This is a genomic window from Variovorax sp. CAN15, assembly GCF_030462475.1.
In the GTDB taxonomy this organism is placed as follows: Bacteria; Pseudomonadota; Gammaproteobacteria; order Burkholderiales; family Burkholderiaceae_C; genus Variovorax.
In genome coordinates, this window is sequence record NZ_JASMRZ010000002.1 from 172506 (window position 1) to 187212 (window position 14707).

Sequence of the window (14707 nt, forward strand, 5' to 3'; positions counted from 1 at the left end):
TGAGAAGGCCCGCGGCGCGGGCAGTTGGGCGCGGGCAGTTGGGCGCGGTTGGTGCGAGGCTTCAGGCTGCCAGGGCCTCGACCTGCGCGAGGGATTGATTGGCTGCGGCCTGCGGCCGTGCCGTGTCGTCCGGGCCCAGCACGGCCTCGCAGAAGCGGCCCAGTTCGGCCGCGGCGTCGGCCTGGCGGCCGACGGCGGCGATGAAGCGGTCGGGGCGGATCAGCACCCAGTCCACGTCCTTGCCCTGGAACCAGAAATGCAGCGTGTTCTCCAGGTCCTCGATCACCGTGCCCGAGAGTTGCCCGGGCATCGGCGAGCCGGCCTCGTTGCCCATGCTGCGCGAGCGCACGGCCACATAGTGGTCGCAGCCCAGCCGGGCGAGCTGCGCGTGCAGCGCGGCAGGCGCGCCGGCCAGCGCATCGCAGCGCCAGCTCAGCAGCGCGAAGCGCGCGCCGACCACGTCGTCGAACCTCTGTGGCAGGCCGCGTTCACGCTCCACGTTGGGCTGGATGAACATGCGGCCCACGAGCGCGTCGCGCCCGGCCACGCCGCTGTTGCGCACGATGCCCTTCACGAAGCGCGGCATCGGCTTGAACTTCATCTGCAGCACATAGTCGCGCACCTTCGGAATGTTCCGGATCGCCATGAAGAAGCGGTCGCGCGCCCAGGCCAGCAGCGGGTTGCGCTGCGACAGCACGGCGCCGAAGGTGTCGGCCAGGTCGATCATGGCCTTGGCATGTGCATGGCGTTCGTCGTGATAGCTGGCCAGCAGCTCGGGCCGCAGCCGGCCCTGGAGAATCCAGGCGAGCTTCCAGCCCAGGTTGAAGGCATCGCGCACGCCGGCATTGAGGCCCTGGCCGATCCACGGCGGCGTGATGTGCGCGGCATCGCCAGCCAGGCAGACGCGGCCCGCGACGAAGCCGCCCGCCACGCGCGAGTTGTGGGTGTACACGCGCGCCCGGATGACGTTCAGCGCCGCCGGGTCGGCCACATGCCGGCCCAGCAGCTCGCGCACCTTGTCGGGCGCGAGCATCTGCTCGCCGTCCTCGCCGGGAAAGAGCATGAACTCCCAGCGCCGCAGGCCGTAGGGCAGGCGCAGGCAGACATAGGGGCGATCGGGTTCGCAGTGCAGCGCGGTGTAGGGCGCGTCCAGCGGATCCTGGTCGCATTCGATCACCACCCACTTGGCCGGGTGGGTGCGCCCCTCGTAGGGCAGCCCCAGCATCTCGCGCACGGCGCTGCGCCCGCCGTCGCAGGCCACCGCATAGGCGGCGCGCACCTGCTGCTCGGCGCCGGCCTCGTCGCGCAGGGTGGCGGTCACGCCCGCATCGTCCTGCACCAGGCCCACCAGCTCCAGGCCGAGCCGCAGCTGCACATGCTCGAAGCGCGCCAGGCCGCGGCGCAGCGTCTTCTCGCCCAGGGGCTGCGAGAACAGGTTGCGGCGGAACCAGCCGAACTCGCGCGTGCTGGGCAGGATCTCGGCAAAGCACTGCTTGCGCGCGGTGTACATGCGCATGGGCACGTTCTGGATCATGTCGCGCAGCATCTCCTCGGCCAGGCCGGTGGCCTGGAAGGTGCGCAGGGCCTCGTCGTCCAGCCCCACGGCGCGCGGAAAGTCGAACACCGCCGTGCCGCGCTCGACCACCAGGGTCCGCACGCCGTAGGTGCCCAGCAGGTTGGCCAGCGTCACGCCGACCGGGCCGGCACCGATGATGAGGACGGGGGCTTCCACGGAAGCGCTCATGAAAACTCCTTGGGACTTGGACGGGAACGGCTGCCTGGGCGAGCGCCTCAGGCGGGCGAGAGCAGCCGGCTCTCCTGGCGCACCAGCAGGTGCCGCACCTGCTTGCGGAATTCAGCGAAGGCCGGGTCGGCCATCAGCGCGGCGCGGCGGCGCGCGCGTTCGTCGAGGCTGTCGAAGGCCCAGTGGAAGACCAGCTGGTTGATGTCGCCGCTTTCCGGCGTCATCAACGCGACCAGTTGCCCGAGCGTGCGGGTCTGCAGCTCGCGGCCGCATTCGTTGTAGATGCGCAGGTAGTCGCGCACGCCGCCGGGCACGAGGGTGTAGGTTCTGAGTTCGTGGATCATGGATTGGACTGGCCCGCGGCGGCCGCCTCGGGCCGCTTCAGGAAGGTGGTGACGGCCTCGGCGAATAGCGCCGGCTGGTCGTCGTGGACGTAGTGGCCCGCATCGGGAATCTCCAGCGTGGAGATGCGCGGGTTGAGCGCGCGCATGTGCTCGGCCATGGCCGGCTGCAGGTAGTCGGAGCGGCCGCCGCGCACCACGAGCGTCTCGCACCGCAGCTGCTTCACGTAGGCGGCCAGGTCCACCTGGCGGGCGGGGTCGGGGTTCAGGCGCGTGGCGGCGATGCCCGCATGGTCGTAGCGCCAGGTGAAGCCGCCGCCGCTCATGGGCTTGAGCATGTTCTGCAGCCGCTGCTGGCGCGCCTCTTCCGTCACCGTGGGGCGCAGCGCGCGCATGAACGCGGCGGCTTCGTCCCACGAAGCGAAGGCGACGGGCGTGCTCGCCAGTTCCTTGCGGATGCGGGTGGCGCCGTCGCTGGCGTCGAAGGCGCCCGGGCCGGCGTCCTCGATGACCAGGCGGCGGACCTGGCCGGCATGCCGCGCGGCATGCACGATGGCGTTGATGCCGCCCATCGAATGGCCGAGCAGGTCGAAGCGCTGCAGGCCCAGTTGCGCCACCAGCGCCTCGACGTCGGCGACGTAGGTGTCGGTGTAGTAGCCGTGCCCCGGGTCCCAGTCGGTCTCGCCGCGGCCGCGCTGGTCGAAGGCGATGACGCGGAACCCGGGCTGCAGTGCGGCCGCCACGCCCGCGAAGGTCTCGGCATAGCCGCGGATGCCGTGCAGCATCAGCACCGGCCAGGCATCGGGCTCGCCCCATTCGGTGAGGTGGAAGCCCAGGCCATCGTGGCTCAGGCGGTAGTCGCGGCGTTGCATGTGCGGCTCTCCGGCGGCGTTCAGACGAGGCCGTCCTCGCCCTTGATCTCGGAGGCCTTCAGGCCGCCCAGCCGCGCGTTGAGCCGCCCGCGCGTGGCGAAGGCCCAGATCAACACCACTTCGTCGCGGTTGGGGCCGTCGCCGAACATGGCCGAGACGGTGTCGTAGTGCGAGCGTACGTACAGCGCGTCCTTGTGCGCCAGCGGAATGTCGATGACGGTGCCCGGTCCGCCGCGCTTGCCGGTGGACGGCACCCACGACTTGCCGCCGCCCACGCCTTCGCGCACCGGGTTGGCGGCGGGGTTGGTCAGCAGCGCGTTGCCGTGCTCGTATTCGCCGTCGATGCCCACCAGGCAGGCCTTGCCGTAGCTCTCGATGGCCTGGCCGCCCGCGGCCTCGCGGATGCGGCGACCGAACTCCTTGCCCAGTTCGGGCGAGGGCGCGATCCAGGACGACAGGTCTTCGACGTAGCGGCCCGCGAAGGGGTTGCGCAGGCAGGCGGCGATGACGATCTTGCGCAGCGGCTCACCGTCGGCGGGTGCGCCGGTCTCGCCGGCCAGGGTGTCCTCGATCTGGAGGTACCACTTGCGGATGTGGAAGGCGCTGAGGTCGGGGGTGCTCATGTTGATCGTGTCCATGAATGGGAGTGGATGGAGTGGAGGTGCAGCAGGCAGTCGCTCACAGCGGCTGCAGGTCCAAGGCGTTGCTGGGCGCGTTGTATTCGCCCAGCAGGCGCTTGGCTTCCTCGTCGTCGTGGACGAGCTCGAGGAAGAATTCGAAGCGGTGGCCGTCGGGGTCGTGGAAGTACAGGCCGTAGCCCACCTTGTGGTCGGTGGTCTTGACCACCTCGACGTTCTTGCGCAGCAGCATGCCGTAGAGCCGGCGCAGGTCGTCCAGGCCGCCCTCGATCTCCAGGCCGTAGTGCTGCATGTTCACGGTGCCGCGGGTGGCGGCCTCGGGCTCGTCCACCTGGATGAGCGCGATGTCGTGGTGCTTCTGCCCGAAGGTGAGGAACACCCACCGCTCACCGCGCGCCGTGACCTGCATGCCCAGCACCTCCTCGTACCAGGGCGCTGAGGCAAAGGGGTCCTTCACGAACAGCGCCAGGTGCGTGCGGCGGATGCGCGGGCGGACCTCTTCGACAGTGCTGCCGGTATTCCCTGTGTCGTCGGTGGAAGCGGGGTTGCGGGTGTTCATGGCCGGCCTCCTTGCGTCAGTGGATGGACTGCGGATGCGCGTGCACCGGCGCCACGAAGGGCGTCCAGGCCACCGAGGTGATCTCGCTGAAGTCGCGCCACTCCTTGAACCAGTTGCGCCCGCCATTGGTCGAGCGCAGCAGGTGGCCGTACTTGGTGCCTGCAAAGAGCAGCCCGCGGTCGCTCGCATGGGCACCGAAGGCCCACACGGTGGAGTTGGGCGGGGTGTTCAGCAGCGTCGGCGCCCAGGTCTCGCCGCGGTCGGCGGAGCGGTAGATGCGTGTGCGCGAACCCGGCGTACCGTCGCCGAGGGCCAGCAGCAGCTCGCGGCCTTCGGCGTCCAGCGGCTGCACCGTGCGGGTGTAGTACAGGCCGTCGAAGCGGTCCTTGGACTGGTGGCAGACGAAGCTCTGGGCATCGTCGATGCTCTCGCACACCGAGTTGACGGTGACCACGATGTGCTTGGCGGGCGCATCCTGCGTGGCCGGCAGCACCGAGATGGCGTGGATGTCGGAGTTGTTGATGCCTCGCCCGGGCGTGTCGATGCGCTCCCAACTGTCGCCCGCATCGCGCGTGCGCCAGGCGCCGCCTTCTTCCACGCCGAACCAGGCCTCGCCCGCGCGCTGCGGATGGAAGGCGATGGTGAGGATGCGCGGGCGGTGCACGCCGGAGCAGAACTCGGGCAGCTCGACGTCGAGCAGCTGCCAGCTCAGGCCGCCGTTGCGCGAGCGGTACATGCGCGCCCGCGAAGGAGCACCCGTGCCGGCGAACACCAGCTTCGGGTCAAGCGGGCTGAAGGCCAGGGCCCAGACGGTCTGGCCGTCGGCCGGCGAGGCCATGCGCTGGAAATGCGCGCCGCCGTCGATCGACAGGCAGATGCCCGCGTCGGCGCCTGCCAGCACCCGGCTGGGGTCCGACGGGTCCACGGCCAGCGCGCGCACCGTGCCGTCGAACTCGATGGCCTCCTTCAGGCCCAGGCGGTGCCAGGTGGCGCCGTCGTCCACGCTGCGCAAGATGCCTTGCCCTGCCGTGCCCACGAGAATGGTTCCGTTCATGTCTGCGGTCTCCTTGAATGGATGGCTCAGAGAAAGATGCCGCGCGTGATGCCGCCATCGACCGCGATGGATTCGCCGGTGATGGCCGCCGCGCGGTCCGAAGCGAGGAAGAGCACCACGTCCGCGATCTCGTCGACCTGCAGCACGCGGCGAATGGGCGTGGCCTTGGCGTAGTTCGCCTCGACCTGCGCGGGCGTGAGGCCCTGCAGCTTCGCTTCCTTGGCGTAGAGCTCGTGGATGTGCGGCGTCTCCACCACGCCGGGGTGGATCACGTTGACCGTGATGCCCGAGGGCCCGAGCTGGTCCGAAAGCGTCTTGGTCATGTGCGCCACCGCCACGTTGCGCAGGCCCGAGAGCTGCTTGCTGCCGCGCCCGGTCAGGCCGCCGATGTTGATGATGCGGCCCCAGCCGCCCTTTCGCATGTGCGCCGCGCAGGCCTTGGCGAAGCGCATGTAGCCGACGACCTTGATGTCGATGTCCTGCAGCAGCCCTTCGGGATCGGCGTTCTCGATCTCGCTGCGCACCAGCCCGCCCGGATGGGCCGCGCCGTTGACCAGGATGTCGATGCGGCCGAAGTGCGCCGCCGCCTTGTCGACGGCGGCCTGCACCTGCGCGGTGTCGCTCACGTCGGCGGGCGTGGCCAGCACCTCCACGCCGGTCTTCGCGGTGATTTCGCGCGCGGCCTCCTCCAGCGCGCCCTGGCTGCGCGCCACGATGGCCACGCGCACGCCTTCGGCCGCGAAGGCTTCCGCCACCGCCCGGCCGATGCCCAGGCTGCCGCCCGTGACCACGGCCACCTTGTCTTTGAGTCTGAGATCCATGTTCGATTTCTCCTTGGATGGGGAAGGCGCCGGCCTGCGGCTCAGAGCGCCATTTCGATGAGGGCCGGCCCGCGGCGCCCGAAGGCGTCGCGCAGCTGGACCGAGAGTTCTTCGGCCGTGGCGGCGCGGGTGGCCGGCACGCCGTAGGACTGCGCCAGGCCCACCCAGTCGATGCGCGGCGAGTCGAGTGCGGTGAGTGCCTCGGCGCGCGCGCCCAGCGCGGCGCCGCCGCGGCGCAGTTCGTTGCGCAGGATCGCGTACTGGTGGTTGGCGGCGATGAGCACGACCACGTCGAGCTGCTCGTGCGCCATCGTCCACAGTGACTGGATCGTGTATTGGGTGCTGCCGTCGGACAGCAGCCCCACCACCTGCCGCCCGGGGCAGGCGATGGCCGCGCCCACCGCCACGGGCAGGCCCTGGCCGATGGCGCCGCCGGTGTTGGTCAGCGTCGTGTGAGACGCCGCGGCGGCCGACGCCGCATAGAACGGATAGCCGCAGGTGCCGCCCTCGACCGAGACGATGGCGCCTTCGGGCAGCATGCGCGTGAGCACCGCGCCGATGGCCGCCGGCGTGAGCGCGCCGGTGGGCTCGGCCGGCAGCGGATGCACCGGTGCCTCGAAGGCAGGGGCTTGCAGCGCATCGGCCAGCTGCTCCAGCGCCTCGGCCACCGGATGGCCGGGCTCGCCCAGGCTCAGCAGGCGATCGGCTTCGACCATCAGGCTGGGATGGCCCGCGTAGCCGAAGTAGGTGACCGGCGGCAGCGCGCCGGCCAGCACCACCAGGTCGGCCGGGTCGAGCACGGCGCGCGCCGGCTCGGGAAAGTAGGGCAGCCGGTCGAAGGCCGGCAGGCCCTGGCCGCGTTCCGCGCGGGCCGGGAAGGTTTCGGCGTAGGCCGTGGCGCCCAGCCCTGCGCACAGCCGCGCGGCGGCATGCTGCGCGCGCACGCCCAGGCCACCGAGTTCGCCACCGCCGCCCAGCAGGAAGACGATGCGGCGCGCCGAACGCAGGCGTTGCGCGAAGGCGGCGATGTCGACGGGCGCGGTTGACGCGGCGGCCGGCGCGGGGGTGTCGGCTGCGGCCGTCGCGCCCTGCAGCGGATCGGCCTGGAAGTCCGCCGGAAAGATCAGCGTCGCCCCCTGCCCGCCGTTGGCCAGCGACTGGCGCACGGATTCGGCGGCGGCGCGCGGCGCGTCGGCCGTGCTCGCAATGCGGTGCACCCAGCCCGACACCGGCCGCGCCAGCGACTCGATGTCCGAGCTCAGCGGCGCATCGAAGGGCAGGTGCCAACTGGTGTGGTCGCCGATCAGGTTGACGATGGGCGTGCGCGCGCGCCGCGCGTTGTGCAGGTTGGCGATGCCGTTCGCAAAGCCCGGGCCCAGGTGCAACAGCGTGGCGGCGGGCCGCCCGAGCATGCGGCCGTAGCCGTCGGCCGCGCCGGTGCAGACGTTCTCCTGCAGGCCGATCACGCAGCGGATCGAATCCTGGCCCTCCAGGGCTCGCACCAGGTCCAGCTCCGTCGTGCCGGGGTTGGCGAAGCAGGTGTCCACCCCTTCGCCGGAGAGCGCCGCCCACAGGGCCTGCGCGCCAGTCTGCTCAGTCATCGCCGATGTCCTCTCGTTGTGTCTCTTCGGGTTCAGGGGAATGGCCGCGGCGGTCGTCACTGCACCTTGATGCCGCGCTCGCGCACCAGGCGGCCGATGCGGTCGTTGTCCACGGCGATGCGCGCGTCCAGTTCGGCCGGCGTGGAAGCTCCCGCGCCCAGGCCGCGCTCGGCCGCCCAGCGCTTGAGTTCGGGCTGCGACAGCACCTTGGTCAGCGCCGCGTTCATGCGCGCCAGGATCTCGGGCGGCACGCCGCTCTTGGCGTGGAAGGAATAGGAGGTGGACAGCAGCATGTCCGAGCCGCCCGCCTCCATGATGGTGGGCACGTTCGGCACGATGGCCTGGCGCGTGGGCGCACCGACGGCCAGCAGCTTGAAGCTGCCCTTCTGCACGTAGGGCAGCATGGCTTCCACGCCACCGGAAGTCACCTCGACCTGGCCGCCCAGCATGGCCGGGATCACCTCGGCCAGCGCCTTGTAAGGCACGTGCAGGAACTTGACCCCCGTGCCCGATTCGAGCAGTTCCATGTTCAGGTGCATCACGCTGCCCACGCCGCCGGTGCCGAAGGTGACCTTGCCCGGGTTGGCCTTCGCATAGGCGACGAAGGACTTGAAGTCGTTGGCCGGCAACTGCGCGCTGGTGACCAGGTACAGGTTCACGTCGGCGATGTTGCTGACGGAGACGAGGTCCTTCTTCGGGTCGTAGGGCGGCTGGTAGAGCAGCGGGTTGACGGTGAGCGTGAGCCGGTCGACCAGCAGGTAGGTGTAGCCGTCGGCCGGCGCCTTCACTACCTCGGCGGTGCCGATGATGCCGTTGGCCCCGGCCTTGTTCTCCACAACGACGGAGGCCTTCAGCTCCTTGGAGAGCCCCTCGCCCACGAGCCGGGCCATGACGTCGGGACCCGTGCCCGGCGGATAAGGCACTTCGATGCGGATCGGCCGCGAGGGCCAGTTGCCCTGGGCCGAAGCCAGGGGCGACACCAGTCCACATGCCGCCGCCAAGGCGACGGCACCACAGACCTGCAGAACGGACTTTCTTTTCATTGCGCGATTCCTAGGTACCCCTGCGAAGACGGGGCCGACACCAGGAACCAGAGGGGATGCACCTGGGCGGCAATGGACGACTGACGACACCGAACACTCATCGGTCACCGAATCATATGCTGTTTTGTCGAATAAACGAAATTTAGCAATGAAGATGGTTTTTACATGCATACATAGAGATCAATTTTCGTCCATATGACACACAAGCAAGCAATTGGCGTTCCAGTTCGAGCCTGGTCCGACAATCTATTTATTACTGCATAGCGATAAGTTTGTATTTAGACCTACCTTCACGTGGGAAGAGATGTCGCGACCGGCGCGAAACACGTGCTGCATCAGTCGTTTGTCAGCCATCCGGGTACTTCTACCGACATGCGAAGTACAGATCGAATGGCACATTTATCGCATAGAAGTAATTTCATGACCACGTCTTCGACCCTATGCAACACAACGGGGCACCGCTGCACCAGAACGCTGCGCGGGCGGCGGGCAGGCACCGCATCGGCATCCGCCCCGGCCCTGCCGGCGCGCAGGCGCGCCCCTCCATCCCCGCGAGGCGACTTCCAGCCATGAAGCTCTATCTCACTCCCAGGACCTGCGCGCTGGCCGTCGACATCGTGGCGCGCGAGATCGGCGTCGCGCTCGCACTCGTCTGGGTCGACGTGCGGGCCAAGAAGCTCAAGAACGGCGGCGACCTCCATCGCATCAATCCCAAGGGCCAGGTGCCCGCGCTGGAGACGGACGACGGCCAGTTCCTCACCGAGGGCGGCGTGATCATTCAGTACCTGTGCGACCGCCATGGGGCGGACCACCTGCTGCCTGGCAGCCTCGACATGGAGCGCTACCGCGTGCTGGAGTGGATGAGCTTCATGAGCTCGGAGCTGCACAAGACCTTCACGCCGCTGTTCCGCGCCAACACGCCGCCCGCCTACCGCGGCATCGCCATCGAGAACCTGCAGCGCCGCTTCGCCTGGCTCGACGGCGTGCTCGCCGCGCGAAGCTTCCTGCATGCGCAGCGCTTCACTGCGGCAGACGCCTATTGCTTCACGATCGTGATGTGGGCCGAGCTGCACGCCATCGACCTGGCGCAGTGGCCGCATCTGCACGCCTACCTGCAGCGCATCGCCGCACGCCCCAGCGTGCAGGCGGCGCTGGCCGCCGAGCGCGATGAGCTCGCCACCCAAGCCGCGGCCTGAGCCGGCGGTGCCGTTCCATTCCCCGGAGAACCCCATGAAGCTCTATCACGAAGTCCGCGGCTGTTCGCTCGCGGTGGACATCGTCGCGCGCGAACTGCAGCTGCCCCTGGCCCTCGAGTGGGTCGACATGAAGACCAAGCGGCTGGCCGACGGGCGCGACTACTTCGGCGTCAACTCCAAGGGCACGGTGCCCACGCTCGAGATGCCCGACGGCCAGCACCTGAGCGAGGGCTGCATCGTCATGCAATACCTGGCCGACCAGTGCCCCGGCAACACGCTCTTGCCCGCCTCAGGATTGCCTCGCTACCGCGTGCTGGAGTGGATGAGCTTCATCGCGGCCGATCTGCACAAGGGCGGCTTCATGCCGCTGTTCAAGGCCGTCACGCCGCCCGAGTACAAGGCCATCGCCCGCGGCATCGTCGAGGCCAGGCTGCGGTGGATCGACGAACAGCTGGCGGGCCGCACCTACCTCACCGGCGACACCTTCACCATCGCCGACGCGCACTGCTACACGATCGCCATGTGGACGCGCGCGCATGCCATCGACACGCGGCGCTGGCCCGACCTGGAGGCCTACCTGGCGCGCTGCGGCGCCCGGCCCAGCGTGCGCGCGGCCGAGGCCGCCGCAGCCGCGCAGGGCGAACGCGAGCGCGCTGCAGCGGCAACCGCCGCCGCGCACTGAGCCCATCTTCGCCAACCTCGCAAGGAACGACCATGCCCGTGCCACGACGTCTCGTGCTGACCTATCTGGCTACCCTGACCACCCTGGCGCCGGCACTGGCCTTCGCCCAGGCCTCTCCCTCGGCGCCCATCCACCTGGTGGTCGCCTTTCCGCCCGGCGGCGGCACCGACGGCGCGGCGCGGCTGATCGCCGAGAAGCTGGCGCCGGAACTCGGGCAGTCGATCGTGGTGGACAACCGCGCGGGTGCCGGCGGCACCATCGGCGCGCAGTCCGTGGCGCGCGCCAGGCCCGATGGCCAGACGCTCCTCTTCGGCACGGGTGCCGAACTGCTGATCAACCCCGTCACGCGCAAGACCGCTCCCTACGATCTCCTGAAAGACTTCGTCCCCATCACCGAGGTGGGCACCGTCAGTTTCGTGCTGGCCGTGCCCTCGGGCTCGCCGGTGCGGGACGTGCGCGAACTCATCGCCACCGCCAAGGCGCAGCCGGGCAAGCTCAACTACTCGTCATTCGGCATGGGCTCGACCAATCACCTGATCGGCGAGCTCTTCCTGAAAGCCACCGGCACACGGGCCGCGCACGTGCCCTTCCAGGGCAGCCAGCAGGCCATGACCTCGCTGCTGGCCGGCGACGTCGACTTCACTTTCGACACCACCGCCGTGGTGCTGCCGCAGATCAAGGCCGGCAAGCTGCGCGCACTGGCCACGCCCTCCCCGAGCCGATTGCCCGGCCTGCCCGACGTGCCCACGCTGCAGGAACTGGGCTACGGCGGACTCGTGGCCGAAGGCTGGATGGGCGTGTTCGCACCCGCTGGCACGCCGCCGGCCGTGGTGGCGACCCTGGGCCACGCGCTGGACAAGGTGATCCGCACGCCCGACATGGAATCGCGCCTCAATGCGCGCGGCGTGGCGGTGACGGCGGCCGACGGCCCGCAGTTCCGCGCCAAGCTGCAGGCCGAGCTGGACAAGTGGCGTCGCGTGGCCCGCGAGGCCAACGTGTCGCTGGACTGATCGCGCCGCTGCGCCTTTTTCCAGGAGCCCTCCATGCCGATGCTTTCCTCCACCCGTCGCCACGCCTTGTTCGTCTTTCTGGCTGCGGCCTGCCTGCTCGGCAGCAACGCCGCCCGCGCCGAGACCTGGCCTTCGCGTCCGGTCACGCTCATCGTCTCCTTCGAGCCTGGCGGCTCCACCGACATCTCGGCCCGGGCCGTCGCGCAGGCGCTGGCGGTGGAGCTGAAGCAGCCGGTGGTCGTCGAGAACCGCGCGGGCGCGGGCGGGCGCATCGGCACCAAGGTGGCGGCCCTGGCCCGGCCCGATGGCTACACCCTCCTGTGGGGCAGCGGCAGCAGCCTGACGGCGGCGCCCGCGATCTACCCCAACCAGGAGCACGTCGCCACGCTGGTGCCGGTGAGCCTGGGTGCCACGCAATCCTTCGTCTTCGTCACGAATCCGACCCTGGGCGTGCGCACGGTGCAGGAGTTCGTGACGCTGGCGAAGCGCGAGCCGGGCAAGCTCAACTTCGCCTCGGCCGGCGCGGGCTCCAGCAACCATCTGCTGGGCGAGATCTTCCTGGCCGCCACCGGCGCGCCCGTGGTGCATGTGCCCTACAAGGGCGCCGTCATGGCCAAGGACGCGGTGATCCGCGGCGAGGCCCAGCTGATGGACGAAGTCACCTCGCCCCTGATCGGCGCCCTGCGCGCCGGCCAGCTGGTGCCGCTGTTCATGACCGGCGAGCGGCGCGACCCGGCCTTCCCCGACATTCCCACCGCCGCCGAGGCCGGCCTGCCCGAGATGACCATCCAGGGCTTCTTCGGCCTGCTGGCGCCCGCCGGCACGCCGCCGGAGATCGTGGCGCGGCTCAACGGGGCCATGCGCGCCGCACTCACTTCCGAGCCGGTGGCCAGGACCTTCGGCAACCTGGGCTTCACCACCGTCTACAGCACGCCCGGGCAGATGGCGGCCCGCATCGCCGAGGGCCGCGCAACCTATGACCGCATCGTCAAGGCGCGGCAGATCCGCGTCGACTGACTCGCCCCCTCTTCTTCCGCTCTCCCCGCCACACCATGACCTCAGCTTCGTTCTCTTTCGAACTTCTTGTCCATCGCCGCCAGGCCCTCGGCGCGCTCGCGGCCCTGGCCGCCTGCGGCAGCGGCCTGGCGCGCGCGGCCACCTGGCCGGAACGCCCGATCAACCTCGTGGTGCCTTTCGCAGCCGGCGGCGGCACCGACACCGTGGCCCGCCTCATCGGCCAGAAGCTGCAGGCCGCGCTGGGCGGCACGGTGATGATCGACAACAAGCCCGGCGCCAACGGCCTGATCGCCGCGCGCACCGTGCTGCAGCCGCCGGCCGATGGGTACATGCTGATGTTCGGCAGCAACTCCACGCATGTGATCGCCGCGCTCGCCTCGAAGCAGCAGGTGGCGCCGGGCAGGAGCATGCAGGAGGCCTTCACCATCGTCAGCGTGATGGCCAATGCGCCACTGGTGCTGGCCGTGCGCGCCGACAGTCCCGCGAAAGACTTGCGCGCCTTCCTGCAGCAGGCGAAGGCCGCCAAGCTCAGCTACGGCAGCTTCGGGGCGGGCTCCTCGGCCCATGTGATGGGCGAGGTGCTGGCCGGATCGGCCGGCATCGAGCTGCTGCACGTGCCCTACAAGGGCTCGTCGCCCGCCATCACCGACCTCATGGGCGGTCAGGTGGATGCGGTGTTCCTCACCGTCGCCGCCGTCGAGGCCATGGTGACGGCCGGCTCGGTGCGCCCGCTGGCGGTGACCGGCCTGCGCCGCGTGAGCTCGCTGCCCGCGGTACCCACCTTCGAGGAGCTGGGCGTGCGCGACATGGGCAACGCCGGCTGGTTCGCGTTGTTCGCCCCCGCGGGCACGCCTGCGCCGGTGGTCGCGAGGCTGGCGACCGCGCTGCAGTCCATCGCGAGCGATGCCGAGGTGCAGTCGCGCATGGTGGCGCTGGGCCTGGAGCCGGTGGTGAGCACGCCCGCACAGGCGCTGGAGACCTGGCGCCGTTCGCTGGCCGCTGCGGCACCCATCGTCAAGAAGGCCAACATCGTCTTCTGAACGAGCTGGCTGGCGCGTCTACAGGTGCCCGTCGGCCGACAACCGCACGCTGATCATGTGAGCGGTGCGCTTGACCAGCTCGGCGATGGCCTCTGCATCGAAAAGCGCCAGCCGCGCATCGCTGCCCAGCGCGGTGACGCTGGCGACCACGAGCCGCCCACGGCCGAAGATCGGCGCCGAGACGCCGGTCTTTCCCTCGTTGAGCTCGCCCGAGGTCCGGCAATAGCCCTCGCGGCGGATGCGCTGCGCTTCTTCATAGAACGCATCCCATGGCGGGGTATCGGCTGCCTCGCCGGCCATTTCCTGGTGCAGCCTGCGCAGCCGCGCCGCCGGCAGGAAGGCCACCAGGGCCTTCGCGCTCGCGCCGCGCGACACCGGCACCGGCCGGCCGCGGCCATAGCGCAGGTGCGGCAGCGGATCGTTGAACTCGGTGTGCACCGTGATGATGGAGTGGCCGTAGAGCTTGGACAGGAACACATCCAGTCCCGTCTGCTCGGCCAGTTCGCGCATGGGCGGTGCGGCGGCGCGGATCACCGGGTCGGACTCGCGGATGCAGCGGTCCAGCTCGATGATGCGCGGACCCAGCGTGATGCTGCGGTCCAGCCGCACCAGCAGGCCCACCTTTGACAGCTCCTGGATGTAGCGGTAGGCCGTGCTCTTGGGCACCTTGAGGCGGATGGCGATCTCTTCGACCGTGAGCGAGGGGCTTCCCGTGGAGAAAAGCCCCAGCGTGCCGAGCAGGCGCGAGAGGCTCGACTCCGCCGCGCCGCGCGATGCCGCGTCGAGCTGTCCATCGATCTCGCCGGGCAGCGCCGACGCGCCTGCATCCGCAGGCGCGCTGCGCTCCACGCTTTCTTTCCGGCGCGCCTCGCGCCCGCCCTCTTGCTTCATCCAACCGATCTTAGTGGACCTGCGCGAAGCTCGGGGCAGCCGAGCAGTCCGGCGTGGTACGCGCGACGTCGACCATTGTTCATTGCCAATAATGTCCGAGACAAGACACCGATAGGAAGTCAGCACGACGGCTACTTATCGACGTTTCGAAGTCTGGCACAAACCCAAGAAGCAACTCGGGAGGCCCCCGAAAGAAGG

The 14707-nt window shown here is 69.7% G+C and carries 15 protein-coding genes; 5 read left to right on the forward strand and 10 right to left on the reverse strand.

What is annotated here, in order from left to right; translation table 11 throughout:
• Positions 1-61: 61 nt before the first annotated feature.
• From QMO14_RS02510 to QMO14_RS02550, 9 genes are read right to left on the reverse strand one after another with little or no spacing between them, the layout of a single operon-like run.
• On the reverse strand, positions 62-1744 hold the full coding sequence (locus QMO14_RS02510) for a bifunctional 3-(3-hydroxy-phenyl)propionate/3-hydroxycinnamic acid hydroxylase (protein WP_301504107.1): 1683 nt from the start codon (positions 1742-1744) through the stop codon (positions 62-64).
• 47 nt (positions 1745-1791) lie between these two features.
• Positions 1792-2088 carry an NIPSNAP family protein gene (locus QMO14_RS02515; protein ID WP_301504109.1) on the reverse strand — a complete coding sequence of 99 codons (297 nt, stop codon included), beginning with the start codon at positions 2086-2088 and terminating at the stop codon, positions 1792-1794.
• On the reverse strand, positions 2085-2957 hold the full coding sequence (locus QMO14_RS02520; protein ID WP_301504111.1) for an alpha/beta fold hydrolase: 873 nt from the start codon (positions 2955-2957) through the stop codon (positions 2085-2087). Before QMO14_RS02520 ends, QMO14_RS02515 begins: the two co-directional genes overlap by 4 nt.
• 20 nt (positions 2958-2977) lie before the next feature.
• Positions 2978-3580, reverse strand: coding sequence for an amino acid synthesis family protein (locus tag QMO14_RS02525; protein ID WP_176666444.1), 603 nt, complete (start codon positions 3578-3580; stop codon positions 2978-2980).
• Between the two features lie 55 nt (positions 3581-3635).
• Complete coding sequence (locus tag QMO14_RS02530) at positions 3636-4154, reverse strand: VOC family protein (RefSeq protein WP_301504113.1); 519 nt, start codon at positions 4152-4154, stop codon at positions 3636-3638.
• Between the two features lie 16 nt (positions 4155-4170).
• Entirely contained in the window at positions 4171-5208 is a 1038-nt protein-coding gene (locus QMO14_RS02535) for a glycosyl hydrolase (protein ID WP_301504115.1), read from the reverse strand.
• A 26-nt stretch (positions 5209-5234) separates the two neighbouring features.
• On the reverse strand, positions 5235-6029 hold the full coding sequence (locus tag QMO14_RS02540) for an SDR family NAD(P)-dependent oxidoreductase (protein WP_301504117.1): 795 nt from the start codon (positions 6027-6029) through the stop codon (positions 5235-5237).
• A gap of 41 nt (positions 6030-6070) precedes the next feature.
• Positions 6071-7630: an acetolactate synthase large subunit gene (locus QMO14_RS02545; RefSeq protein WP_301504119.1), complete on the reverse strand. Its 1560-nt coding sequence runs from the start codon at positions 7628-7630 to the stop codon at positions 6071-6073.
• Between the two features lie 56 nt (positions 7631-7686).
• Positions 7687-8673, reverse strand: a complete 987-nt coding sequence (locus QMO14_RS02550; RefSeq protein ID WP_301504121.1) for a tripartite tricarboxylate transporter substrate binding protein — start codon at positions 8671-8673, stop codon at positions 7687-7689.
• A gap of 440 nt (positions 8674-9113) precedes the next feature.
• Here QMO14_RS02550 and gstA (QMO14_RS02555) point away from each other — a divergent pair, with 440 nt between their 5' ends.
• The 5 genes from gstA (QMO14_RS02555) to QMO14_RS02575 are packed head-to-tail and all read left to right on the forward strand — an operon-like array spanning position 9114 to position 13618.
• Positions 9114-9869 (forward strand): glutathione transferase GstA, encoded by a 756-nt coding sequence (gene gstA, locus QMO14_RS02555; protein ID WP_367618144.1) that lies wholly within the window; start codon positions 9114-9116, stop codon positions 9867-9869.
• Positions 9870-9903: 34 nt separating this feature from the next.
• Positions 9904-10551 (forward strand): glutathione transferase GstA, encoded by a 648-nt coding sequence (gene gstA / locus QMO14_RS02560; RefSeq protein WP_301504123.1) that lies wholly within the window; start codon positions 9904-9906, stop codon positions 10549-10551.
• A 32-nt stretch (positions 10552-10583) separates the two neighbouring features.
• Positions 10584-11561 carry a tripartite tricarboxylate transporter substrate binding protein gene (locus QMO14_RS02565; protein WP_301504125.1) on the forward strand — a complete coding sequence of 326 codons (978 nt, stop codon included), beginning with the start codon at positions 10584-10586 and terminating at the stop codon, positions 11559-11561.
• A 33-nt stretch (positions 11562-11594) separates the two neighbouring features.
• On the forward strand, positions 11595-12578 hold the full coding sequence (locus tag QMO14_RS02570) for a tripartite tricarboxylate transporter substrate binding protein (RefSeq protein WP_301504127.1): 984 nt from the start codon (positions 11595-11597) through the stop codon (positions 12576-12578).
• A 35-nt stretch (positions 12579-12613) separates the two neighbouring features.
• Positions 12614-13618 carry a tripartite tricarboxylate transporter substrate binding protein gene (locus QMO14_RS02575; RefSeq protein WP_301504128.1) on the forward strand — a complete coding sequence of 335 codons (1005 nt, stop codon included), beginning with the start codon at positions 12614-12616 and terminating at the stop codon, positions 13616-13618.
• A gap of 18 nt (positions 13619-13636) precedes the next feature.
• Here the strand turns inward: QMO14_RS02575 and QMO14_RS02580 are convergent, their stop codons facing one another.
• Positions 13637-14509, reverse strand: coding sequence for an IclR family transcriptional regulator (locus QMO14_RS02580; protein WP_301504129.1), 873 nt, complete (start codon positions 14507-14509; stop codon positions 13637-13639).
• Positions 14510-14707 lie beyond the last annotated feature (198 nt).

What these genes read in the sequence shown, in the direction of transcription:
- QMO14_RS02510 (WP_301504107.1), bottom strand. Translation starts at nt 1,744, where the DNA reads ATGAGCGCTTCCGTGGAAGCCCCCGTCCTCATCATCGGTGCCGGCCCG.
- QMO14_RS02515 (WP_301504109.1), bottom strand. Translation starts at nt 2,088, where the DNA reads ATGATCCACGAACTCAGAACCTACACCCTCGTGCCCGGCGGCGTGCGC.
- QMO14_RS02520 (WP_301504111.1), bottom strand. Translation starts at nt 2,957, where the DNA reads ATGCAACGCCGCGACTACCGCCTGAGCCACGATGGCCTGGGCTTCCAC.
- QMO14_RS02525 (WP_176666444.1), bottom strand. Translation starts at nt 3,580, where the DNA reads ATGAGCACCCCCGACCTCAGCGCCTTCCACATCCGCAAGTGGTACCTC.
- QMO14_RS02530 (WP_301504113.1), bottom strand. Translation starts at nt 4,154, where the DNA reads ATGAACACCCGCAACCCCGCTTCCACCGACGACACAGGGAATACCGGC.
- QMO14_RS02535 (WP_301504115.1), bottom strand. Translation starts at nt 5,208, where the DNA reads ATGAACGGAACCATTCTCGTGGGCACGGCAGGGCAAGGCATCTTGCGC.
- QMO14_RS02540 (WP_301504117.1), bottom strand. Translation starts at nt 6,029, where the DNA reads ATGGATCTCAGACTCAAAGACAAGGTGGCCGTGGTCACGGGCGGCAGC.
- QMO14_RS02545 (WP_301504119.1), bottom strand. Translation starts at nt 7,630, where the DNA reads ATGACTGAGCAGACTGGCGCGCAGGCCCTGTGGGCGGCGCTCTCCGGC.
- QMO14_RS02550 (WP_301504121.1), bottom strand. Translation starts at nt 8,673, where the DNA reads ATGAAAAGAAAGTCCGTTCTGCAGGTCTGTGGTGCCGTCGCCTTGGCG.
- gstA (WP_367618144.1), top strand. Translation starts at nt 9,114, where the DNA reads ATGCAACACAACGGGGCACCGCTGCACCAGAACGCTGCGCGGGCGGCG.
- gstA (WP_301504123.1), top strand. Translation starts at nt 9,904, where the DNA reads ATGAAGCTCTATCACGAAGTCCGCGGCTGTTCGCTCGCGGTGGACATC.
- QMO14_RS02565 (WP_301504125.1), top strand. Translation starts at nt 10,584, where the DNA reads ATGCCCGTGCCACGACGTCTCGTGCTGACCTATCTGGCTACCCTGACC.
- QMO14_RS02570 (WP_301504127.1), top strand. Translation starts at nt 11,595, where the DNA reads ATGCCGATGCTTTCCTCCACCCGTCGCCACGCCTTGTTCGTCTTTCTG.
- QMO14_RS02575 (WP_301504128.1), top strand. Translation starts at nt 12,614, where the DNA reads ATGACCTCAGCTTCGTTCTCTTTCGAACTTCTTGTCCATCGCCGCCAG.
- QMO14_RS02580 (WP_301504129.1), bottom strand. Translation starts at nt 14,509, where the DNA reads ATGAAGCAAGAGGGCGGGCGCGAGGCGCGCCGGAAAGAAAGCGTGGAG.